This is a genomic window from Citrobacter sp. KTE30, from assembly GCF_000398825.1.
Lineage (GTDB): Bacteria > Pseudomonadota > Gammaproteobacteria > Enterobacterales > Enterobacteriaceae > Citrobacter > Citrobacter freundii.
On the sequence record NZ_KB976056.1, the window covers coordinates 18,076 to 37,458 of the forward strand.

Below are 19,383 nucleotides of genomic sequence, written 5' to 3' on the forward strand. Positions count from 1 at the left end.
TCAGTAACCCTACCTTACTTGCGGAACGGGAAGTCAAAGGCAGCCAGCAGAGCACGGCCTTCTTCGTCAGATTTCGCAGTAGTGGTAATGGTAATATCCAAACCACGCACGCGGTCGACTTTATCGTAGTCGATTTCTGGGAAGATGATCTGCTCACGGACACCCATGCTGTAGTTACCACGACCGTCGAAAGACTTAGCGGACAAGCCACGGAAGTCACGGATACGTGGAACAGCAATAGTGATCAGGCGCTCAAAGAACTCCCACATGCGTTCGCCACGCAGAGTTACTTTACAGCCGATCGGATAGCCCTGACGGATTTTGAAGCCTGCAACTGATTTGCGTGCTTTGGTGATCAGCGGTTTTTGACCGGAGATTGCTGTCAGGTCAGCTGCTGCGTTATCCAGCAGTTTCTTGTCAGCGATCGCTTCACCAACACCCATGTTCAGGGTGATCTTCTCGACCCGAGGGACTTGCATGACAGAATTGTAGTTAAACTCAGTCATGAGTTTAGCGACTACTTCGTCTTTGTAGTAATCATGCAGTTTCGCCATCGTACTACTCCAAATTACTTGATAGTTTCGCTGTTAGATTTGAAGAAACGGACTTTTTTGCCGTCTTCGAATCTAAAGCCTACACGGTCAGCCTTGCCGGTTGCCGCGTTGAAGATAGCAAGGTTAGAGATCTGAATAGCTGCTTCTTTCTCTACGATGCCGCCTGGTTGGTTCAGGGCCGGAACCGGCTTCTGATGTTTCTTAACCAGGTTGATACCTTCAACAATGACCTTGCCGGAAGACAGGACATTCTTAACTTTACCGCGTTTACCTTTATCTTTACCGGTTAACACGATAACTTCGTCATCACGACGGATCTTCGCTGCCATGATTCGCTCCTTAGAGTACTTCTGGTGCCAGAGAGATAATTTTCATGAACTTCTCGTTACGAAGTTCACGAGTTACCGGCCCAAAAATACGCGTACCGATAGGTTGCTCGCTGTTATTGTTTAAAATAACGCATGCATTACCATCGAAGCGAATGACAGAACCGTCCGGGCGACGAACACCCTTCTTGGTGCGCACCACTACCGCCTTCAGCACATCACCTTTTTTGACCTTACCACGCGGAATTGCTTCCTTGATGGTGATCTTGATGATATCGCCGACGCCTGCGTAGCGACGGTGCGAGCCACCCAGAACCTTGATACACATTACGCGACGTGCACCGGAGTTGTCGGCGACGTTCAGCATAGTCTGTTCTTGGATCATTTTAGTGCTCCGCTAATGTCAACTACTACTGAGACCCGAAAATCAGGTCGTTAAAAAAGCCCCATATCGGGGGCGCGGCATTATAACACCGCTTCAACGATATGGGTAGAAAAAATAAACGGCTCATCGCTGAGCCGTTTATTCGTTGAGAATGCCTACTGTATTACAGAACGGCTTTCTCTACAACGCGAACCAGCGTCCAGGACTTAGTCTTGGACAGCGGACGGCATTCGCGGATTTCAACCACGTCACCAGTACCGCATTCGTTGTTCTCGTCATGTACGTGCAGTTTGGTCGTACGCTTAATGAATTTACCGTAGATCGGGTGTTTCACAAAACGTTCGATAGCAACAACGATGGATTTCTCCATTTTATCGCTAACAACGCGACCTTGCAGAGTACGGATTTTATCGGTCATTACGCACCCGCCTTCTCAGTCAGTAAAGTCTTAACGCGTGCGACGTCACGACGCACTTGCTTCAACAGGTGAGACTGTTGCAGCTGGCCACTTGCAGCCTGCATACGCAGGTTGAACTGCTCACGCAGCAGATTCAGCAGCTCGGTGTTCAGCTCTTCAACACTCTTCTCACGCAGCTCTTTTGCTTTCATTACATCACCGTCTTAGTTACAAAGGTGGTTTTAATCGGCAGTTTCGCTGCTGCCAGCTTGAATGCTTCACGGGCCAGCTCTTCCGGTACGCCGTCCATTTCATACAGGACTTTACCCGGCTGAATCAAGGCAACCCAATACTCCACGTTACCTTTACCTTTACCCATACGCACTGCCAGCGGCTTTTCAGTGATCGGTTTGTCCGGGAATACACGGATCCAGATCTTACCTTGACGCTTAACTGCACGGGTCATAGCACGACGTGCTGCTTCGATCTGACGGGCAGTCAGACGACCACGGCCAACAGCTTTCAGACCGAAGCTGCCGAAGCTAACATCCGCGCCAGCAGCCAGACCGCGGTTACGGCCTTTGTGCATTTTACGGAATTTTGTACGCTTTGGTTGTAACATCAGCGACGCTCCTTATTTACGGCCTTTACGCTGCTGCTTTTTAGGTTGAGCAGCCGGTTTTTCCGGTTGTTCAACAGCAGCCATACCACCCAGGATCTCGCCTTTGAAGATCCACACTTTAACGCCGATTACACCGTAAGTGGTGTGCGCTTCAGAGGTGTTGTAGTCGATGTCAGCACGCAGAGTGTGCAGAGGTACGCGACCTTCGCGGTACCATTCGGTACGTGCGATTTCCGCGCCGCCCAGACGGCCGCTAACTTCAACTTTGATACCTTTAGCGCCCAGACGCATTGCGTTCTGTACAGCACGCTTCATAGCACGACGGAACATAACACGACGTTCCAGCTGAGAAGTGATGCTGTCAGCAACCAATTTTGCGTCCAGTTCAGGCTTACGCACTTCGGCGATATTGATCTGAGCAGGAACGCCAGCAATATCCGCTACGACTTTGCGCAGTTTTTCTACGTCTTCGCCTTTCTTACCGATAACGATACCCGGGCGAGCGGTGTGAATGGTCACACGGATGCTCTTAGCCGGACGCTCGATAACGATACGAGATACAGACGCTTTAGCCAGTTCCTTAGTCAGGTACTGACGTACTTTAAAATCGCTGTCCAGGTTGTCAGCGAATTCTTTGGTGTTCGCAAACCAGGTTGAGTTCCATGGTTTTACAATACCCAGGCGAATACCATTAGGATGTACTTTCTGACCCATTGCTAGTCTCCAGAGTCTCAGCGATCGGACACAACCACAGTAATGTGGCTGGTGCGCTTCAGGATGCGATCTGCACGACCTTTTGCACGCGGCATAATGCGCTTCATGCTCGGGCCTTCGTCTACGAAAATTTTCGTAACTTTCAGATCGTCAATGTCAGCGCCATCGTTGTGTTCAGCGTTAGCAATGGCAGATTCCAGGACTTTCTTAACCAGTACAGCCGCTTTCTTATTGGTGTAGGTCAGAATATCCAGAGCCTGCGACACTTTCTTACCGCGAATCAGGTCTGCAACAAGGCGAACCTTCTGAGCAGAAGAACGAGCATGGCGATGTTGAGCTAAAGTTTCCATCTCTTCCTCCTACCTTATTTCTTCTTCGCTTTTTTATCAGCAGCGTGGCCGCGATAAGTACGAGTCGGTGCGAATTCACCCAGTTTGTGACCGACCATTTCGTCGGAAACAAATACCGGAACGTGCTGACGACCATTATGGACAGCGATGGTCAAACCGATCATGTTAGGAAAGATCGTTGAACGACGGGACCAAGTGCGCAGGGGCTTCTTGTCTCCGCTTTCCACCGCTTTCTCTACCTTCTTCAGCAAGTGCAGGTCAATAAAAGGACCTTTCTTGAGAGAACGTGGCATGGCTTATCCTCTAAAATTATTTGCTACGGCGACGTACGATGAATTTATCAGTACGCTTGTTGCTGCGGGTCTTCTTACCTTTGGTCTGAACGCCCCACGGAGTTACCGGGTGCTTACCAAAGTTACGACCTTCACCACCACCATGTGGGTGGTCGACTGGGTTCATCGCAGTACCGCGAACGGTAGGACGAACACCACGCCAGCGTGCAGCACCTGCTTTACCCAGAACGCGCAGCATATGCTCAGCATTGCCAACTTCGCCCAGAGTTGCACGGCAGTCTGCTTCGACTTTACGCATTTCACCAGAACGCAGACGCAGGGTGACATAAGCACCATCACGAGCAACGATCTGAACGTAAGTACCAGCGGAACGTGCCAGCTGACCGCCTTTACCTGGTTTCATTTCTACGTTATGAACGGTAGAACCAACCGGGATATTGCGCATCGGCAGGGTGTTACCTGCTTTGATTGCAGCATCAACGCCAGACTGAATCTGGTCGCCAGCTTTCAGGCCTTTAGGGGCCAGGATGTAACGGCGTTCACCGTCTTTGTACAGAACCAGCGCGATGTTCGCGGAGCGGTTCGGATCGTACTCAAGACGTTCAACAACTGCCGGGATACCGTCTTTGTTGCGTTTGAAGTCAACAATACGATAAGCCTGCTTGTGACCACCACCGATGTGACGAGTGGTGATACGGCCATTGTTGTTACGACCACCGGATTTGCTGTTTTTTTCAACCAGCGGAGCAAAAGGTTTGCCCTTGTGCAGCTCTGGGTTGACCACTTTAACAACGTGGCGACGACCCGGAGATGTCGGTTTACATTTAACAACTGCCATTGTATTACTCCTCCGACTTACTCAGCGCCGCCGACGAAGTCCAGATTCTGGCCTTCCTTCAGGGTGACGTAAGCTTTTTTCCAGTCGCTACGACGACCGATACGCTGTCCGTGACGTTTAACTTTCCCTTTAACTACCAGGGTGTTAACGACTTCGACTTCGACTTCAAACAGTTTCTGCACAGCAGCTTTGATTTCTGCTTTGGTCGCGTCTTTAGCAACTTTGAGAACGATGGTGTTAGTTTTTTCCATCGCAGTAGACGCTTTTTCAGAAACGTGCGGTGCGCGCAGCACTTTCAGCAGACGTTCTTCACGAATCATGCCAGCATCTCCTCAACTTGCTTAACAGCATCAGCAGTCATTACGACTTTGTCGAAGGCGATCAGGCTAACCGGGTCGATACCAGTTGCATCGCGTACGTCAACCTTGTGCAGGTTGCGCGCAGCCAGGAACAGGTTTTCGTCCAGCTCACCGGTGATGATCAGCACATCTTCCAGAGCCATGTCTTTCAGTTTCTGTGCCAGCAGCTTAGTTTTAGGCGCTTCTACAGAGAATGATTCGACAACGATCAGACGATCCTGACGTACCAGTTCGGACAGAATGCTTTTCAGCGCGCCGCGGTACATCTTTTTGTTAACTTTTTGACTGTGGTCCTGTGGACGAGCAGCGAAGGTCACGCCACCTGAACGCCAGATCGGGCTCTTGATAGAACCTGAACGCGCACGGCCGGTACCTTTCTGGCGCCACGGCTTTTTGCCTGAACCAGTTACTTCAGCACGAGTCTTCTGAGCACGAGTACCCTGACGAGCACCAGCTGCATAAGCAACAACAACCTGGTGAACCAGCGCTTCGTTGAAATCACGACCGAAGGTAGTTTCGGAAACAGTCAGCGCGCTCTGCGCGTCTTTCAATACTAATTCCATTGCTATCCCCTTACGCCTTCACAGCTGGTTTAACGATCAGGTCGCAACCGGTCGCACCCGGAACACCACCTTTAACCAGCAGCAGGTTGCGCTCAGCGTCAACACGTACTACGTCCAGGCTCTGAACGGTTACACGTTCGTTGCCCAGCTGACCTGCCATTTTCTTGCCTTTGAACACTTTGCCCGGAGTCTGGTTCTGACCGATAGAACCCGGAACGCGGTGAGACAAGGAGTTACCGTGAGTAGCGTCCTGGGTACGGAAGTTCCAGCGCTTAACGGTACCAGCGAAACCTTTACCTTTAGAGGTACCGGTTACGTCAACTTTTTTAACGTCAGCAAACAGTTCAACGCTAATGTTCTGACCAACGGTGTATTCTTCACCATCTGCCAGACGGAACTCCCACAGGCCGCGGCCAGCTTCTACGCCAGCTTTAGCAAAGTGGCCAGCTTCCGGCTTAGTTACGCGGTTAGCTTTTTTAGCACCGGTGGTAACCTGAACAGCGCGATAGCCATCGTTAGCCAGATCTTTAACCTGAGTAACGCGGTTTGCTTCAACTTCGATAACGGTTACTGGGATAGATACGCCATCTTCAGTGAAGATGCGGGTCATACCCACTTTTTTACCGACTAAACCAATCATTGTATCAACCTCTCAATCGCTCGATGACCTGATTAACCCAGGCTGATCTGCACGTCTACACCGGCAGCCAGGTCCAGACGCATCAGAGCATCAACGGTTTTTTCAGTTGGCTCAACGATGTCAACCAGACGCTTGTGAGTACGGATCTCGTACTGATCACGCGCGTCTTTGTTGACGTGCGGGGAGATCAGAACGGTGAAACGCTCTTTGCGGGTCGGCAGCGGGATCGGACCACGAACCTGCGCACCAGTGCGCTTGGCAGTCTCGACGATTTCCGCGGTTGATTGATCGATCAGACGATGATCAAACGCTTTCAAACGGATACGGATTCTTTGGTTCTGCATGAGACCAGAGCTCCAATTATTTTATAGACGAAATAGTTACTCCTCAAACCCATTACGATTGATGGGAGAGTGTAACCGTTCTTACAGAGTTCCCCGATTGGGAACATTGTCTGGTATTGCTTTCGCAGTACCGGTGGCTCATATCGAACCGCTGTCAATATTAGACAAGCCCGCGCATTATACGTAAATCTCAGTCTTAAGCAAGTGCCGCGTAGAAATTAATCACTCGTTCATAAATGCGGGCCTCCTTCCACTCTGATTGTATGTCCTGTGATGCAACGCGTTTTCCTTGGAAGAGAGCATCCATAACTCACATCCCGGACTTGTAGGGCCGGCGTGCTTACCCGAAGGTAAACTCTTTACCAAATGAGATTTGCCCATGTACATCGACCTCCCCTTTCTGCTGATTTATGTTTCGCTATCAGGGTTGCTCTTAGTCCATGACCTGCGTACCGGGTTGCTGCCCGACAAATTTACCTGCCCTCTTTTGTGGGGCGGTCTTATTTATCATCAGTGCTGCAGACCTGCACAGTTATCCGACGCACTTTGGGGTGCCATAGCGGGCTATGGGGTATTTGCTTTGTTCTACTGGGGGTATCGTTTGATATGCCGACAGGAAGGATTAGGCTTTGGTGATGTCAAATTTCTTGCCGCACTGGGCGCATGGCATCGCTGGGAATCATTGCCACTGTTGGTTTTACTTGCCGCGGGCATGGCATGTTGTCTCACCGGGATTTCTTGCGTCCGTTACGGGAGACAGATGCTAAAAAACCCGCTGCCTTTTGGGCCATATCTGGCGGCTGCGGGTTTCGTTATTGGCTGGGTAAATCTGATACAGGGCGGTTAGTCACTGACTTTAATTTGCGATTGCAGATAATTTTGCAAGCCAAGTTTTGCAATCAGGTCCAGCTCAGTTTCGAGCCAGTCAATATGCCCTTCTTCTTCAGTCAGGATCTCGATCATCATGTCCCGGCTGACATAATCATGAACGCTATCGGCATAGGCAATGGCTTCACGCAGATCTTTCGCCCCATCCAACTCGAGTCGAAGATCGGATTGCAGCATCTCTTCAACGTCTTCGCCAATACCCAACTTGCCAAGATCCTGCAAGTTCGGGAGCCCTTCTAAGAATAAAATACGCTCGATATATTTATCAGCGTGTTTCATCTCATCGATAGATTCATGGTACTCAACATCATTGAGGCGAGTCAGTCCCCAGTTTTTAAACATACGAGCATGGAGAAAATACTGGTTGATCGCGACAAGCTCATTTCCCAATAGTTTATTGAGATAATTTATGATTTTAACATCACCTTTCATTTTATAGTCCCTCCGCTTCCACTCTTAGAGCGTAGATGGGGCTACAGGGATGTCAAAAAAAAGAGTGTGACTTAGGCGATCTCTTTAAATTCTGGCATTTGCGTTAATTCATCCTGCATGACTTCACGGGCAGCACGAATGCACTTACCGCATTGATTTCCTACAGGAATAAATTTACGTAATTGCTGAAAGGACTGAGGGTGAAACTGGCGAACAGCCTGACGTATTTTTTTATCACTTATCGCATTACACAAACAAACGTACATGATCGCTCCCGTTCAATTTCTGCGCAAAGTGTAAATGAGAATAGTTATGATTACAATAGCACAGCGCTATTTACGCGGTGGGAGAATGAATAAAAAATGCGAATAAATATGACAGCTACTAAATTGCAGGCAGCAAAAAGGGCGCCGAAGCGCCCTTTTTAAGCTCAAAGCTAATTAATCAATAATTAGCTCATTACTTTAGCAACAACGCCCGCACCAACAGTACGGCCGCCTTCACGGATTGCGAAACGCAGACCGTCGTCCATCGCGATCGGGTGGATCAGGGTAACAACCATTTTGATGTTGTCGCCCGGCATTACCATCTCTACGCCTTCCGGCAGTTCGATGGTACCAGTCACGTCAGTAGTACGGAAGTAGAACTGCGGACGGTAGCCTTTGAAGAACGGAGTATGACGGCCGCCTTCGTCTTTGGACAGAATGTACACTTCAGATTCGAACTTGGTGTGCGGCTTGATAGAGCCCGGCTTAGCCAGTACCTGACCACGTTCGATTTCTTCACGTTTGATACCACGCAGCAGAACACCAACGTTCTCACCAGCACGGCCTTCGTCCAGCAGTTTGCGGAACATTTCAACGCCAGTACAGGTAGACTTAGCAGTCTCTTTGATACCAACGATTTCAACTTCTTCACCAACTTTGATGATACCGCGCTCTACACGACCGGTAACAACGGTACCACGACCGGAGATGGAGAATACGTCTTCGATAGGCAGCAGGAACGGCTTGTCAATCGCACGCTCTGGTTCTGGGATGTAAGAATCCAGGAAGCCAGCCAGTTCGATGATTTTCGCTTCCCACTCTGCTTCGCCTTCCAGCGCTTTCAGAGCAGAACCACGAACGATCGGAGTGTCGTCGCCCGGGAAATCGTACTGAGACAGAAGTTCACGAACTTCCATTTCTACCAGTTCCAGCAGCTCTTCGTCATCAACCATGTCGCATTTGTTCAGGAACACGATGATGTACGGAACGCCTACCTGACGACCCAGCAGGATGTGCTCACGAGTCTGCGGCATCGGGCCGTCAGTCGCAGCAACAACCAGGATCGCGCCGTCCATCTGCGCAGCACCGGTGATCATGTTTTTAACATAGTCGGCGTGGCCCGGGCAGTCTACGTGTGCGTAGTGGCGAGTCGGGGTGTCATATTCAACGTGAGAAGTGTTGATGGTGATACCACGAGCTTTTTCTTCCGGCGCGTTATCGATCTGGTCGAATGCACGAGCAGCACCGCCGTAGGTTTTAGCCAGTACGGTAGTGATTGCAGCGGTCAGGGTAGTTTTACCGTGGTCAACGTGGCCGATGGTGCCGACGTTAACGTGCGGTTTTGTACGTTCAAATTTTTCTTTAGACACGGCTATATTCCTTACTATAGTGCTCTCCCCTATGGAGAGAGCACGGGACTTAGGTTTTAATCCTGTGGATTATTTACCACGGGCTTCAATAACGGCCTGAGCAACGTTGTTCGGCGCATCGTCGTACTTCAGGAACTCCATGGAGTAAGAAGCACGGCCTTTGGTCAGAGAACGCAGCTGGGTTGCATATCCGAACATTTCAGACAGCGGAACTTCAGCATGGATAACAACGCCAGTGACGTTGGATTCCTGACCACGAAGCATACCACGACGGCGGCTCAAGTCACCGATTACGTCACCGGTGTTCTCTTCCGGAGTCTCTACTTCAACCTTCATGATAGGCTCAAGCAGAACTGGTTTCGCTTTCTTAAAGCCATCTTTGAAGGCGATAGAAGCGGCCAGTTTAAACGCCAGCTCAGAGGAGTCAACGTCATGGTAAGAACCGAAGTGCAGACGCACGCCCAGATCAACAACCGGGTAACCAGCCAGCGGGCCAGATTTCAGCTGTTCCTGGATGCCTTTATCAACGGCCGGGATGTATTCGCCAGGAATTACACCACCTTTGATGTCGTTGATGAACTCGTAGCCTTTCGGGTTTGAACCCGGCTCCAGCGGGTACATGTCGATAACAACATGACCGTACTGACCGCGACCACCAGACTGCTTAGCGTGTTTACCTTCGATATCGGTAACTTTCGCGCGAATCGCTTCACGGTAAGCAACCTGAGGTTTACCGACGTTCGCTTCAACGTTGAATTCACGCTTCATACGGTCAACGATGATGTCGAGGTGCAGCTCACCCATACCAGCGATAATGGTCTGGTTAGATTCTTCGTCAGTCCATACGCGGAATGACGGGTCTTCTTTAGCCAGACGGCCCAGAGCCAGACCCATTTTTTCCTGGTCAGCTTTGGTTTTCGGTTCTACCGCGATGGAAATTACCGGCTCAGGGAATTCCATACGTTCCAGAATGATCGGGTGATCCGGGTCACACAGAGTGTCACCAGTGGTCACGTCTTTCAGACCGATAGCAGCAGCGATATCGCCCGCGCGAACTTCTTTGATCTCTTCACGTTTGTTAGCGTGCATCTGTACGATACGGCCGAAACGTTCACGTGCAGTTTTCACGGAGTTCAGGATGGTGTCACCGGAGTTAACCACACCAGAGTACACGCGGAAGAAGGTCAGGTTACCCACGAACGGGTCGGTAGCGATTTTGAATGCCAGAGCAGCAAACGGCTCGTCATCGCTAGCATGACGCTCAGCAGGAGTATCTTTACCGTCGTCCAGAATACCGTTGATCGCAGGTACGTCTACTGGGGATGGCAGGTAATCAATTACCGCATCCAGCATCGCCTGAACACCTTTGTTCTTGAACGCAGAACCACAGGTTACCAGGATGATTTCGTTGTTCAGAACACGCTGACGCAGAGCTTTTTTGATCTCTTCTTCAGTCAGTTCTTCACCACCCAGGTATTTCTCCATCAGCTCTTCTGAAGCTTCTGCAGCGGACTCGATCAGGTTCTGGTGCCATTCTTCAGCCAGTTCCTGCATGTCAGCCGGGATATCTTCATAAGTGAAGGTTACGCCTGCATCTTCTTCGTTCCAGTTGATGGCTTTCATTTTCACCAGGTCAACAACACCGGTGAACGCTTCTTCAGCGCCAATTGCCAGCTGCAGCGGAACAGGGTTCGCGCCCAGACGGGTTTTGATCTGACCAACAACTTTCAGGAAGTTCGCACCCATACGGTCCATTTTGTTAACGAACGCAATGCGCGGAACTTTATATTTGTTTGCCTGACGCCATACGGTTTCAGACTGAGGCTGAACACCACCAACTGCGCAGTAAACCATTACTGCACCATCAAGCACACGCATGGAACGTTCTACTTCGATAGTGAAGTCAACGTGCCCCGGGGTGTCGATGATGTTTACGCGATGCGGTTCATACTGCTTAGCCATACCAGACCAGAATGCAGTAGTCGCTGCGGAGGTGATAGTAATACCACGTTCCTGCTCCTGCTCCATCCAGTCCATGGTGGCTGCGCCGTCATGAACTTCACCGATTTTATGGTTTACACCGGTGTAGAACAGAATACGTTCGGTAGTAGTGGTTTTACCGGCGTCGATGTGCGCACTGATACCGATGTTACGGTAGCGCGCGATGGGTGTTGTACGAGCCATTTGATTCCTCGTTTATCTTTTAGGCGTTCAATTTAAGTAGCCCAAAGCGGGCTGCTTACTAGAAGCGCCCGCCTGGTGACTAAAACTCCGAAGGGATTACCAACGGTAGTGTGCGAACGCCTTGTTGGCTTCTGCCATACGGTGAACGTCTTCACGTTTCTTAACTGCAGTACCTTTGTTTTCTGCAGCATCAGAAAGTTCGTTCGCCAGGCGCAGAGCCATGGATTTATCACCGCGTTTACGAGCAGCTTCAACGATCCAACGCATTGCCAGAGCATTACGACGGACCGGACGGACTTCAACTGGTACCTGATAAGTAGAACCACCAACGCGGCGAGACTTAACTTCGACAGTCGGGCGCACGTTTTCGAGAGCTACTTCGAAAGCTTCCAGTTCGTTTTTACCAGAACGCTGAGCCAGGGTCTCCAGCGCGCTGTATACGATAGTTTCGGCAGTAGATTTTTTACCATCTACCATCAGGATATTTACAAATTTAGCCAGCAGTTCTGATCCGAACTTCGGATCCGGCAGAATTTTACGCTGACCAATGACGCGACGACGTGGCATGGAAATACTCCGTTGTTAATTCAGGATTGTCCAAAACTCTAAGAGTTTAGTTTGACATTAATATAAAACGTTTGGCCTTACTTAACGGAGAACCATTAAGCCTTAGGACGTTTCACGCCATACTTGGAGCGTGATTGCTTACGGTCTTTAACGCCGGAGCAGTCAAGCGCACCACGAACGGTGTGGTAACGAACACCCGGGAGGTCTTTTACACGACCGCCACGGATCAGGATCACGGAGTGCTCCTGCAGGTTGTGACCTTCACCACCGATGTAGGAAGTCACTTCAAAACCGTTAGTCAGACGAACACGGCATACTTTACGCAGTGCGGAGTTCGGTTTTTTAGGAGTGGTAGTATATACACGAGTACATACGCCACGTTTCTGCGGGCATGCTTCCAGTGCAGGCACGTTGCTTTTTGCAACTTTGCGTGCACGTGGTTTGCGTACCAGCTGGTTAACTGTTGCCATTAAATAGCTCCTGGTTTTAGCTTTTGCTTCGTAAACACGTAATAAAACGACCTCATACAATATGAGGACGCAGAATTTTAGGTCGGTGTCGAAAAGGTGTCAAGAAATATACAACGATCCCACAATTACCAGGACATCTGGCTGGGATGCTTCACCGTAAGTCTGACGAAGTCAGTATAGCTAACCCTGACGACACTGTCTGAAATTTGACCGCTCAACCCGCGAGCCTTAATGTCTTCTTCCAGTACATAGACCTTAATGGAGGCATTTTGCAGACTTTCAAGGAAACGGCTTCCTTCGATTGCTGCCGTCACGCCATCCTGGAGCAATAAAAGTTCATCGTCTTTATCAATCAGACGAAGAAGAGAGGAGAAATCGGTAAGCCACGCGGAGCGATGTAGTGTGTGCAGCATGAGAGTCTCAAAACCTTAAAATGACGTCATAGTTGCCTAACTCACGGCGTAAATCTTCCGGTTCAAGCGCTGTCGCATCGATCACAAAATTACTCCCCTGCTGAAGGCCCCGCTCGCGTAATGAGGCAGCGCAGAGCCAACATTGATCGATATCGTACAACCCTAACAGTTTGAAGGTCGCGATATAGTCTCGCGCCAGCACGGCATCCGGTTGCTGTCCCTGAAGGATTTGAAAGACGCCATCACCGATAAAAAACACGCCGAGGTCTTCCGTTAATGCAGAGGTCGCCAGCAATGCATCTAACCCTTCACGGCCAGATGCGCTGCCGTGCGGCACGGTAGAAAAGACAAAAGCAACACGTTTCATCAGAATTGCACCACGCGATCGCAGGTCAGGGATGCCTCAGCCAACGAACCAAGCCCGCTGAGGTTAAAACCTGATTGTAAATTAGCTCCTGCCAGCCCCAGCCGCTTTGCCTCAGTCTCATCAACCACGCCGCGTCGCAACGCCGCAGCCACGCAAATATTCAGTGTTACACCATGCTGTTGGTTCAGCTGTTGCCAGGCCCGTACCAGATCGTATTCATCACTGGCAGGCGAAGTGAGTAGGTTGGCGTTATACACACCTTCACGATAGAAAAAAACGCTGCTTAGCTCATGCCCTTCTTTGAGTAGCGCATGAGCAAATTGCAACGCGCTGCTCGCCTGCTGCGTGCCGTACGCTGGCCCCGTCACCATGATGGCAAAACGCATTACTTATCTTGCCCCTGGAAATCGCCACTTTTGAACTGACGAATATAGAGGTAGACCGTATGTTTGGAGATGTTCAGCCGATCGGCGACCTGGTTGATGGCATCTTTAATATCGAAGATGCCTTTCTCATACAAATTCAGGACGATCTGGCGGTTCTTCGCGTTGTTGGAAACATTGCGATCGGCATTCACTTCTTCGATTGTGAATTCCAGCGTCTGGGTAACCAGATCTTCCACCGAAGAAGCGAAGTTGACGGCAGAGCCCACTTCCGGGGTTTCCGGTGGGATAAAGGTATTCATTATCTGCGAGAAAGGGACATCAAGGTTCATGTTGATGCACAGCAGACCAATCACGCGATGCTCACGGTTGCGAATGGCAATCGTCACCGACTTCATCAAGACACCGCTTTTCGCACGTGTGAAGTAACACTTCGACACGCTGCTATCCGCACCCGTCATATCATGCAGCATACGCAACGCAAGGTCGGTAATCGGTGAGCCAATTTTACGGCCCGTGTGTTCACCGTTAGCAATGCGGATGGCCGAGCATTTCAAATCCTGCAAAGAGTGCAATACGATTTCACAATGGGAACCAATGAGCATCGCCAACCCGTCCACTACCGCTTCGTAGGATTTGAGGATATCGAAGTCGGTTTGATCGAAAGGACGTTGATCCAGCAAATCTAGCTCACTGGTTTCGTTGGTTAAAAGCGACCTGGACATGAAAAAAAGCACTCCTTTTCAGGAGCCTGTCGTTATGTTGTCAGGGCAGGCTCATCACTATTATAGGGGCATCTAAAGTAATACAGCGCACAAGGCGCTTTCCAGTATTAATTATATCCTGTCGATAATAAAAAACCGCCGCCCTGTGGGCGGCGGTTTCTGTTAGCTTATTTTTTGCTGCTGTCTGCAGCTTTATCTGCCGGTGCAGCATCTGGCTGCGCGTCAGCTTTCGGTGCCGGTTTGATGTCTAACAGTTCAACATCAAAGACCAGCGTAGAGTTAGCCGGAATGCCCGGAACGCCCGTTTTGCCGTAAGCCAGATCCGGTGGGATAACCAGCTGGATTTTGCCGCCTTTCTTGATGTTTTTCAGGCCTTCAGTCCAGCCCGGGATCACGCCGTCAAGACGGAAAGAGAGCGGCTCACCACGGGTATAAGAGTTATCAAACTCTTTACCATCGATCAGCGTACCTTTGTAGTTAACAACCACGGTATCGCTGTCTTTCGGTGCAGCGCCGGTACCTTCTTTCTCTACTTTGTAGACCAGGCCAGTAGCCGAGGTTTTAACGCCTTTCTCTTTAGCAAATTTCTCGCGGTAAACTTTACCTTTGGCTTCGTTGTCAGCCGCGTCTTTTTCCATTTTTGCCTGAGCGGAGCTCTTCACGCGCGCTTCAAACGCCTGCAGAGTTTGTTCGATTTCCTGGTCAGACAGTTTGCTCTTGTCTGCAAACGCATCCTGAACACCAGCGATCAGCTGATCTTTATCCAGTTTGATGCCCAGCTTTTCCTGCTCTTTCAGAGAGTTTTCCATATAACGACCCAGGGACGCGCCCAGCGCGTAAGCGGCTTTTTGGTCGTCATTCTTGAATGCTGCTTTGCTGTCAGCAGTAGCGGCTGGTTTCGCAGCATCAGCAGCGAAGGTGATCGGGGCATGCAGAGCAACAGCCATTGTGGTCGCCAGCAGCGTTACTTTAAACAGTGATTTCATCCATATCTCCAGGGCCGGGGCATCTCACCCCAGGGTTAACTAACATAAAAATGTACTATAAAGCGTTGCAGAACAAATCAACATACAGGCACGCCCTATTATCACCACTTTTCAGACTCTTTTTGTTTAAATTAGTTTCGTTACCGAAGATTGAGTGCTGTGCAAACAGGCAAAGTTAAGTAGAATTCGCCGCAGTCCGCGATCTGCCGGAGAAAAAAGAAAGAGGTGAATCATGCAGGATACAACAATGGAAACTCGCCTGGCTGAACTGGAAAGTCGCCTGGCATTTCAGGAGATAACCATTGAAGAGCTCAACGTGACGGTGACCGCGCATGAACTGGAAATGGCCAAACTGCGCGACCATCTGCGTCTGCTGACGGAAAAGCTCAAAGCAACGCAACCGTCCCACATCGCGTCGCAATCTGAAGAGACCCCTCCGCCACATTATTGAGACGTAAAAAAGCGGGGATATCCCCGCTTTTTTTGTGTCCGAAAGCGCTAACGCTTATCGGATCTACTCACATATACCCAAAGGATTTCAAATCACAGCAAGGCGGCAAGCTTGAGGAAGTCCTGGGAGCATAGATAACTATGTGACCAGGATTCGAAAGCGCAGCCAACACCGCTGTGGGTTGAAAGACGAAGGGTATTAGTGGCAACCGCAGCCGCCGCCGTTACCTTTACCGCCACCGCCGCAGCAGCCTTCGCCGCCGTGCTCGTGACCATGGTCGTGGCCGTGTCCACCGCAGCAACCGTCATGACCGTGGTCATGATCGTGGTCGTGACCGTGCGCACCGTGAACGTGGCCGTGAGCCAGTTCTTCTTCGGTCGCTTCGCGGATAGCAACAACTTCTACGTTGAATTTCAGATTCTGGCCAGCCAGCATGTGGTTACCGTCAACCACAACGTGGTCGTCTTCCACTTCGGTAATTTCTACCGGTACTGGACCCTGGTCAGTTTCAGCCAGGAAACGCATGCCAACCTGCAGTTCGTCAACGCCCATAAAGACGTCTTTAGGAACGCGCTGCACCAGGTTTTCGTCGTACTGACCGTATGCGTCGTTTGCGCCAACAGCAACATCGAATTTGTCGCCAACTTCATGACCGTCCAGCGCTGTTTCCAGGCCAGAAATCAGGGAACCGTGACCATGCAGGTAGTCCAGCGGTGCACTCACCGGAGACTCATCAACCAACACACCGTCTTCTGTACGTACCTGATAGGCCAGGCTGACCACCAGGTCCTTTGCTACTTTCATGATATCTCCTGAGCATGGAAAGAATAGTGGCGCAGATTGTAGCGGAATTCTGCACCTGTGTACCCTCTAGCTTAAAAAAAGCTGCGCCATATCGCTAGTCCGGATGAAAAATCCCGATCACTTGCTCTTCTTTGCGAACGTGCTCGCGCGCCTCTTTATCGGCTTCCCGCATCTGATGACCGCACTTAACACACTCAACAATATCGATATTATTTTCACGCCACATCGCCAGCGTATCCTGCGACTGGCAGGACGGACATTTTGCGCCTGCGATAAAACGTTTACGAATTGCCATGATTATCCTCTACTCAAATTCATCCCAGCCATCCAGCTGACGTCGCTCTTGCTGCATCTCTCGTTGGAAAATTTCCTCCAGCTCGCGCCGTGCTTCCCTTGCTCGAGAGATTTGTACCGTATCGGTATGCATGGGGATCAGTTCCCGCAGCATGCGCATATCCAGCCGACGGAAATGCAGCTGAGCACGCTGGGCCTGGTGCGGATGCATCCCCAGTGTAACCAGCGTTTTACGCCCCAACTCCAGCGCACTGGAGAACGTTTCGCGGGAAAACTGCGTCACACCGGCCTGTAATAACTCATGCGCCTCTACACGTCCGCGCGCTCGCGCAAGAATATGCAAATGCGGAAAATACTGTTGGCACAGTTCCACCAGTTTCATTGTGTCTTCAGGCTCATTACAGGTAATAACAATAGACTGTGCCGCCTCTGCCCCTGCGGAGCGCAACAGTTCCACCTGAGTGGCGTCACCGTAGTAGACCTTATAGCCATATTTGCGCATCAGATTCACCGCGCTGATATCTCGCTCCAGGACGGTAATACGCATTTTATTGGCCATCAACAGGCGACCAATAACCTGACCAAAACGCCCAAACCCCACCACAATCACCTGCGGTTTATCATCTTCCACCCAGGGTTTTTCGTCTTCCTCATCCGTGCCGTTAAACTGGCGGGAGAGCCATTTATCAATCAGCTTCATCACCAGCGGCGTGGTCATCATCGACAGCGTGACGGTCACCAGCAGCAACGCCATTTGGTCGCCCTGAAACAGCCGTTGCGAGGATGCCGTTGAAAACAGCACGAAAGCGAATTCACCGCCCTGACTTAAAACCCCGGCAAATTGCATCCGTTCAGAGCTTCTCATGCCGTTAAGACGCGCCAGTACATACAGCACCAGCATTTTAACGACCACCAGCACGATCACGCTCGCTGCCACCCACAGAATATGGGTGTAGAGCACGCCGAGATTGAGCGACATGCCAACGGAGATAAAAAACAGCCCGAGCAACAGTCCCTTGAACGGATCGATTGCCGTTTCCAGCTCATGTCGGTATTCACTTTCCGCCAGCAGCACACCCGCGATAAACGTTCCCAGCGCCATTGACAGCCCCAGCGCATCCATAAATAAAGCAGAACCCAGCACCAATAGCAGCGTGGCAGCGGTGAACACTTCCCGCACGCCAGAATCCGCAATAAAGCGGAAAACCGGACGCAGCAAATAGCGCCCGCCAATCAGCATGCCGGCAAAGGCCAGCACCTTCATTCCCACTTTAATCCAGTCAAAATGTTCGTCAGCAGACCCCGCCAGCAGCGGAACCAGCGCCAGCGCAGGGATCACCGCCAGATCCTGAAACAGCAGCACCGAAAAACCCAACTGCCCGGATTCACTGCGGTTCATGCCTTTCTCACGCATCAACTGCAGCGCCATCGCGGTCGATGACATCGCCAGACCAATGCCCCCAACCACTGCCGCCTGCCAGGAGAACGCAGTGAGCATCAATAATCCGGCCAGCACCACCGCGCTCAGCATCACCTGCGCGGCGCCGACGCCAAAAATTGAACGCCGCAGTTGCCAAAGCTTGGCCGGATTAAGTTCCAACCCAATGATGAACATCAGAAAAACCACGCCCAGCTCGGAAAAGTGCAGGATTTCATCCACATCGCTGATGAACCCTAATCCCCACGGGCCGATGGCAATACCCGCCAGCAAGTAACCCAACACCGGACCGATACCCAACCTGGACGCCAACGGTACCGCCGCCACCGCCGCGAAGAGAAACAACACTCCGGCTGTCAACAAATCTGAACCTTCCATCAGCGGCCTCCCACAGGGATCGGATTCGCCAGCCAGTCACCATACGCTTTCGCATGGCTGTCCAGCTCCTGCTTCGTTTGCCTTCTGGCCCAGTAAACGATAATAGGGCTCATCCAGTGCATGCGGCACATACCGGCCGTCAGCTCGAAAGGGCGCAGCACATCGCTCATTGGATAACGGTTTAGCGCGTCATAGCGGTAGGCACTTTCCGGTTCTCCGGTAGTGATAACGCTACGCCAGTACTTTCCCGCCAGTTGATTCCCTCCGGGACCGCTGGCAAATCCGCGGCTCAGTACGCGGTCAAGCCACTCCTTTAACAGCGCCGGACAGCTATAGGTGTAAAGCGGATGCTGAAAAACGATCACATCATGCTCACGCAGCAGCGCCTGTTCATGCGGAATATCGATAAAAAAATCAGGATAGTGCGCGTAAAGGTCGTGCACGGTAACATTGCTGAGCTGCATGGCCGGTTTAAGCAGAACACGGTTCGCGACCGAGTCCTGAGATTCCGGATGGGCATACAGCAGCAAGACTTTCGCTGGCTGGAACATCATCCCCCTCCCGGTTTTGTCTTTTGTCTAT

31 protein-coding genes are annotated in these 19,383 nt (G+C 50.9%); 2 read left to right on the forward strand and 29 right to left on the reverse strand.

All coding sequences use genetic code 11. The annotated features are described in order from the left end of the window. Positions 1-14 precede the first annotated feature (14 nt). The 14 genes from rplE to rpsJ all read right to left on the reverse strand — a co-directional run bounded on the left by rplE (position 15) and on the right by rpsJ (position 6,385). On the reverse strand, positions 15-554 hold the full coding sequence (gene rplE / locus WC1_RS03290) for a 50S ribosomal protein L5 (RefSeq protein ID WP_003031123.1): 540 nt from the start codon (positions 552-554) through the stop codon (positions 15-17). A gap of 14 nt (positions 555-568) precedes the next feature. Beyond that, entirely contained in the window at positions 569-883 is a 315-nt protein-coding gene (gene rplX / locus WC1_RS03285; protein WP_003031122.1) for a 50S ribosomal protein L24, read from the reverse strand. Between the two features lie 10 nt (positions 884-893). After that, a complete protein-coding gene (gene rplN, locus WC1_RS03280; RefSeq protein ID WP_000613954.1) occupies positions 894-1,265 on the reverse strand; it encodes a 50S ribosomal protein L14 in 372 nt (123 codons plus the stop codon). A gap of 163 nt (positions 1,266-1,428) precedes the next feature. Next, on the reverse strand, positions 1,429-1,683 hold the full coding sequence (gene rpsQ / locus WC1_RS03275) for a 30S ribosomal protein S17 (protein ID WP_003031120.1): 255 nt from the start codon (positions 1,681-1,683) through the stop codon (positions 1,429-1,431). Next, positions 1,683-1,874, reverse strand: a complete 192-nt coding sequence (gene rpmC, locus WC1_RS03270; protein ID WP_000644742.1) for a 50S ribosomal protein L29 — start codon at positions 1,872-1,874, stop codon at positions 1,683-1,685. Before rpmC ends, rpsQ begins: the two co-directional genes overlap by 1 nt. Next, the gene (gene rplP, locus WC1_RS03265; protein ID WP_000941208.1) at positions 1,874-2,284 is read right to left on the reverse strand and encodes a 50S ribosomal protein L16; all 411 of its coding nucleotides are present in this window, start codon (positions 2,282-2,284) and stop codon (positions 1,874-1,876) included. Before rplP ends, rpmC begins: the two co-directional genes overlap by 1 nt. Before the next feature lie 12 nt (positions 2,285-2,296). Then, entirely contained in the window at positions 2,297-2,998 is a 702-nt protein-coding gene (rpsC, locus tag WC1_RS03260) for a 30S ribosomal protein S3 (protein WP_000529945.1), read from the reverse strand. 17 nt (positions 2,999-3,015) lie between these two features. Then, on the reverse strand, positions 3,016-3,348 hold the full coding sequence (gene rplV / locus WC1_RS03255) for a 50S ribosomal protein L22 (RefSeq protein ID WP_000448832.1): 333 nt from the start codon (positions 3,346-3,348) through the stop codon (positions 3,016-3,018). Between the two features lie 14 nt (positions 3,349-3,362). Further along, the gene (gene rpsS, locus WC1_RS03250; protein ID WP_001138115.1) at positions 3,363-3,641 is read right to left on the reverse strand and encodes a 30S ribosomal protein S19; all 279 of its coding nucleotides are present in this window, start codon (positions 3,639-3,641) and stop codon (positions 3,363-3,365) included. 16 nt (positions 3,642-3,657) lie between these two features. Next, on the reverse strand, positions 3,658-4,479 hold the full coding sequence (gene rplB / locus WC1_RS03245; protein WP_000301869.1) for a 50S ribosomal protein L2: 822 nt from the start codon (positions 4,477-4,479) through the stop codon (positions 3,658-3,660). A 17-nt stretch (positions 4,480-4,496) separates the two neighbouring features. Continuing rightward, on the reverse strand, positions 4,497-4,799 hold the full coding sequence (gene rplW / locus WC1_RS03240; protein WP_000617546.1) for a 50S ribosomal protein L23: 303 nt from the start codon (positions 4,797-4,799) through the stop codon (positions 4,497-4,499). Next, positions 4,796-5,401 carry a 50S ribosomal protein L4 gene (gene rplD / locus WC1_RS03235; protein ID WP_003031119.1) on the reverse strand — a complete coding sequence of 202 codons (606 nt, stop codon included), beginning with the start codon at positions 5,399-5,401 and terminating at the stop codon, positions 4,796-4,798. Before rplD ends, rplW begins: the two co-directional genes overlap by 4 nt. A gap of 10 nt (positions 5,402-5,411) precedes the next feature. Next, positions 5,412-6,041: a 50S ribosomal protein L3 gene (rplC, locus tag WC1_RS03230; protein WP_003031117.1), complete on the reverse strand. Its 630-nt coding sequence runs from the start codon at positions 6,039-6,041 to the stop codon at positions 5,412-5,414. A 32-nt stretch (positions 6,042-6,073) separates the two neighbouring features. After that, complete coding sequence (gene rpsJ / locus WC1_RS03225; RefSeq protein WP_001181005.1) at positions 6,074-6,385, reverse strand: 30S ribosomal protein S10; 312 nt, start codon at positions 6,383-6,385, stop codon at positions 6,074-6,076. Between the two features lie 379 nt (positions 6,386-6,764). Here rpsJ and WC1_RS03220 point away from each other — a divergent pair, with 379 nt between their 5' ends. After that, a complete protein-coding gene (locus WC1_RS03220; RefSeq protein ID WP_003845247.1) occupies positions 6,765-7,232 on the forward strand; it encodes a prepilin peptidase in 468 nt (155 codons plus the stop codon). Here the strand turns inward: WC1_RS03220 and bfr are convergent. The 11 genes from bfr to fkpA all read right to left on the reverse strand — a co-directional run bounded on the left by bfr (position 7,229) and on the right by fkpA (position 15,436). After that, the gene (bfr, locus tag WC1_RS03215) at positions 7,229-7,705 is read right to left on the reverse strand and encodes a bacterioferritin (protein ID WP_003031113.1); all 477 of its coding nucleotides are present in this window, start codon (positions 7,703-7,705) and stop codon (positions 7,229-7,231) included. The genes WC1_RS03220 and bfr overlap by 4 nt on opposite strands. A gap of 71 nt (positions 7,706-7,776) precedes the next feature. Further along, on the reverse strand, positions 7,777-7,971 hold the full coding sequence (gene bfd / locus WC1_RS03210; RefSeq protein WP_003031111.1) for a bacterioferritin-associated ferredoxin: 195 nt from the start codon (positions 7,969-7,971) through the stop codon (positions 7,777-7,779). Positions 7,972-8,156: 185 nt separating this feature from the next. After that, positions 8,157-9,341, reverse strand: a complete 1,185-nt coding sequence (tuf, locus tag WC1_RS03205) for an elongation factor Tu (protein WP_003031109.1) — start codon at positions 9,339-9,341, stop codon at positions 8,157-8,159. Between the two features lie 69 nt (positions 9,342-9,410). Continuing rightward, entirely contained in the window at positions 9,411-11,525 is a 2,115-nt protein-coding gene (gene fusA / locus WC1_RS03200) for an elongation factor G (RefSeq protein ID WP_003023659.1), read from the reverse strand. Positions 11,526-11,621: 96 nt separating this feature from the next. Continuing rightward, positions 11,622-12,092 (reverse strand): 30S ribosomal protein S7, encoded by a 471-nt coding sequence (gene rpsG / locus WC1_RS03195; RefSeq protein ID WP_003023657.1) that lies wholly within the window; start codon positions 12,090-12,092, stop codon positions 11,622-11,624. A gap of 95 nt (positions 12,093-12,187) precedes the next feature. Next, entirely contained in the window at positions 12,188-12,562 is a 375-nt protein-coding gene (rpsL, locus tag WC1_RS03190) for a 30S ribosomal protein S12 (RefSeq protein ID WP_003023654.1), read from the reverse strand. Positions 12,563-12,687: 125 nt separating this feature from the next. After that, positions 12,688-12,975, reverse strand: coding sequence for a sulfurtransferase complex subunit TusB (tusB, locus tag WC1_RS03185; protein WP_003023651.1), 288 nt, complete (start codon positions 12,973-12,975; stop codon positions 12,688-12,690). 7 nt (positions 12,976-12,982) lie between these two features. After that, positions 12,983-13,342, reverse strand: coding sequence for a sulfurtransferase complex subunit TusC (gene tusC, locus WC1_RS03180; RefSeq protein ID WP_003837966.1), 360 nt, complete (start codon positions 13,340-13,342; stop codon positions 12,983-12,985). Continuing rightward, positions 13,342-13,728: a sulfurtransferase complex subunit TusD gene (gene tusD, locus WC1_RS03175; protein WP_003023646.1), complete on the reverse strand. Its 387-nt coding sequence runs from the start codon at positions 13,726-13,728 to the stop codon at positions 13,342-13,344. The genes tusC and tusD overlap by 1 nt, the downstream gene beginning before the upstream one ends. Further along, a complete protein-coding gene (locus WC1_RS03170) occupies positions 13,728-14,450 on the reverse strand; it encodes a helix-turn-helix transcriptional regulator (RefSeq protein WP_003023643.1) in 723 nt (240 codons plus the stop codon). Before WC1_RS03170 ends, tusD begins: the two co-directional genes overlap by 1 nt. 167 nt (positions 14,451-14,617) lie before the next feature. Continuing rightward, positions 14,618-15,436 carry an FKBP-type peptidyl-prolyl cis-trans isomerase gene (fkpA, locus tag WC1_RS03165; RefSeq protein ID WP_003023641.1) on the reverse strand — a complete coding sequence of 273 codons (819 nt, stop codon included), beginning with the start codon at positions 15,434-15,436 and terminating at the stop codon, positions 14,618-14,620. Positions 15,437-15,668: 232 nt separating this feature from the next. On the opposite strand from fkpA, the gene WC1_RS03160 reads away from it, so the two are divergent. Then, positions 15,669-15,887: a protein SlyX gene (locus tag WC1_RS03160; protein WP_003023639.1), complete on the forward strand. Its 219-nt coding sequence runs from the start codon at positions 15,669-15,671 to the stop codon at positions 15,885-15,887. A 198-nt stretch (positions 15,888-16,085) separates the two neighbouring features. Here the strand turns inward: WC1_RS03160 and slyD are convergent, their stop codons facing one another. The 4 genes from slyD to kefG form a co-directional block, all read right to left on the reverse strand. After that, entirely contained in the window at positions 16,086-16,691 is a 606-nt protein-coding gene (gene slyD, locus WC1_RS03155; RefSeq protein WP_003023634.1) for a peptidylprolyl isomerase, read from the reverse strand. A gap of 94 nt (positions 16,692-16,785) precedes the next feature. Next, a complete protein-coding gene (locus WC1_RS03150; protein ID WP_003023632.1) occupies positions 16,786-16,986 on the reverse strand; it encodes a YheV family putative zinc ribbon protein in 201 nt (66 codons plus the stop codon). Between the two features lie 9 nt (positions 16,987-16,995). After that, positions 16,996-18,801 (reverse strand): glutathione-regulated potassium-efflux system protein KefB, encoded by a 1,806-nt coding sequence (gene kefB, locus WC1_RS03145; RefSeq protein WP_003023630.1) that lies wholly within the window; start codon positions 18,799-18,801, stop codon positions 16,996-16,998. After that, complete coding sequence (gene kefG / locus WC1_RS03140; RefSeq protein ID WP_003023629.1) at positions 18,801-19,352, reverse strand: glutathione-regulated potassium-efflux system ancillary protein KefG; 552 nt, start codon at positions 19,350-19,352, stop codon at positions 18,801-18,803. The genes kefB and kefG overlap by 1 nt, the downstream gene beginning before the upstream one ends. Between the last annotated feature and the right edge of the window lie 31 nt (positions 19,353-19,383).

Coding starts and splice junctions, on each gene's coding strand:
- rplE (WP_003031123.1), bottom strand. CDS start 554: ATGGCGAAACTGCATGATTACTACAAAGACGAAGTAGTCGCTAAACTC.
- rplX (WP_003031122.1), bottom strand. CDS start 883: ATGGCAGCGAAGATCCGTCGTGATGACGAAGTTATCGTGTTAACCGGT.
- rplN (WP_000613954.1), bottom strand. CDS start 1,265: ATGATCCAAGAACAGACTATGCTGAACGTCGCCGACAACTCCGGTGCA.
- rpsQ (WP_003031120.1), bottom strand. CDS start 1,683: ATGACCGATAAAATCCGTACTCTGCAAGGTCGCGTTGTTAGCGATAAA.
- rpmC (WP_000644742.1), bottom strand. CDS start 1,874: ATGAAAGCAAAAGAGCTGCGTGAGAAGAGTGTTGAAGAGCTGAACACC.
- rplP (WP_000941208.1), bottom strand. CDS start 2,284: ATGTTACAACCAAAGCGTACAAAATTCCGTAAAATGCACAAAGGCCGT.
- rpsC (WP_000529945.1), bottom strand. CDS start 2,998: ATGGGTCAGAAAGTACATCCTAATGGTATTCGCCTGGGTATTGTAAAA.
- rplV (WP_000448832.1), bottom strand. CDS start 3,348: ATGGAAACTTTAGCTCAACATCGCCATGCTCGTTCTTCTGCTCAGAAG.
- rpsS (WP_001138115.1), bottom strand. CDS start 3,641: ATGCCACGTTCTCTCAAGAAAGGTCCTTTTATTGACCTGCACTTGCTG.
- rplB (WP_000301869.1), bottom strand. CDS start 4,479: ATGGCAGTTGTTAAATGTAAACCGACATCTCCGGGTCGTCGCCACGTT.
- rplW (WP_000617546.1), bottom strand. CDS start 4,799: ATGATTCGTGAAGAACGTCTGCTGAAAGTGCTGCGCGCACCGCACGTT.
- rplD (WP_003031119.1), bottom strand. CDS start 5,401: ATGGAATTAGTATTGAAAGACGCGCAGAGCGCGCTGACTGTTTCCGAA.
- rplC (WP_003031117.1), bottom strand. CDS start 6,041: ATGATTGGTTTAGTCGGTAAAAAAGTGGGTATGACCCGCATCTTCACT.
- rpsJ (WP_001181005.1), bottom strand. CDS start 6,385: ATGCAGAACCAAAGAATCCGTATCCGTTTGAAAGCGTTTGATCATCGT.
- WC1_RS03220 (WP_003845247.1), top strand. CDS start 6,765: ATGTACATCGACCTCCCCTTTCTGCTGATTTATGTTTCGCTATCAGGG.
- bfr (WP_003031113.1), bottom strand. CDS start 7,705: ATGAAAGGTGATGTTAAAATCATAAATTATCTCAATAAACTATTGGGA.
- bfd (WP_003031111.1), bottom strand. CDS start 7,971: ATGTACGTTTGTTTGTGTAATGCGATAAGTGATAAAAAAATACGTCAG.
- fusA (WP_003023659.1), bottom strand. CDS start 11,525: ATGGCTCGTACAACACCCATCGCGCGCTACCGTAACATCGGTATCAGT.
- rpsG (WP_003023657.1), bottom strand. CDS start 12,092: ATGCCACGTCGTCGCGTCATTGGTCAGCGTAAAATTCTGCCGGATCCG.
- rpsL (WP_003023654.1), bottom strand. CDS start 12,562: ATGGCAACAGTTAACCAGCTGGTACGCAAACCACGTGCACGCAAAGTT.
- tusB (WP_003023651.1), bottom strand. CDS start 12,975: ATGCTGCACACACTACATCGCTCCGCGTGGCTTACCGATTTCTCCTCT.
- tusC (WP_003837966.1), bottom strand. CDS start 13,342: ATGAAACGTGTTGCTTTTGTCTTTTCTACCGTGCCGCACGGCAGCGCA.
- tusD (WP_003023646.1), bottom strand. CDS start 13,728: ATGCGTTTTGCCATCATGGTGACGGGGCCAGCGTACGGCACGCAGCAG.
- WC1_RS03170 (WP_003023643.1), bottom strand. CDS start 14,450: ATGTCCAGGTCGCTTTTAACCAACGAAACCAGTGAGCTAGATTTGCTG.
- fkpA (WP_003023641.1), bottom strand. CDS start 15,436: ATGAAATCACTGTTTAAAGTAACGCTGCTGGCGACCACAATGGCTGTT.
- WC1_RS03160 (WP_003023639.1), top strand. CDS start 15,669: ATGCAGGATACAACAATGGAAACTCGCCTGGCTGAACTGGAAAGTCGC.
- slyD (WP_003023634.1), bottom strand. CDS start 16,691: ATGAAAGTAGCAAAGGACCTGGTGGTCAGCCTGGCCTATCAGGTACGT.
- WC1_RS03150 (WP_003023632.1), bottom strand. CDS start 16,986: ATGGCAATTCGTAAACGTTTTATCGCAGGCGCAAAATGTCCGTCCTGC.
- kefB (WP_003023630.1), bottom strand. CDS start 18,801: ATGGAAGGTTCAGATTTGTTGACAGCCGGAGTGTTGTTTCTCTTCGCG.
- kefG (WP_003023629.1), bottom strand. CDS start 19,352: ATGTTCCAGCCAGCGAAAGTCTTGCTGCTGTATGCCCATCCGGAATCT.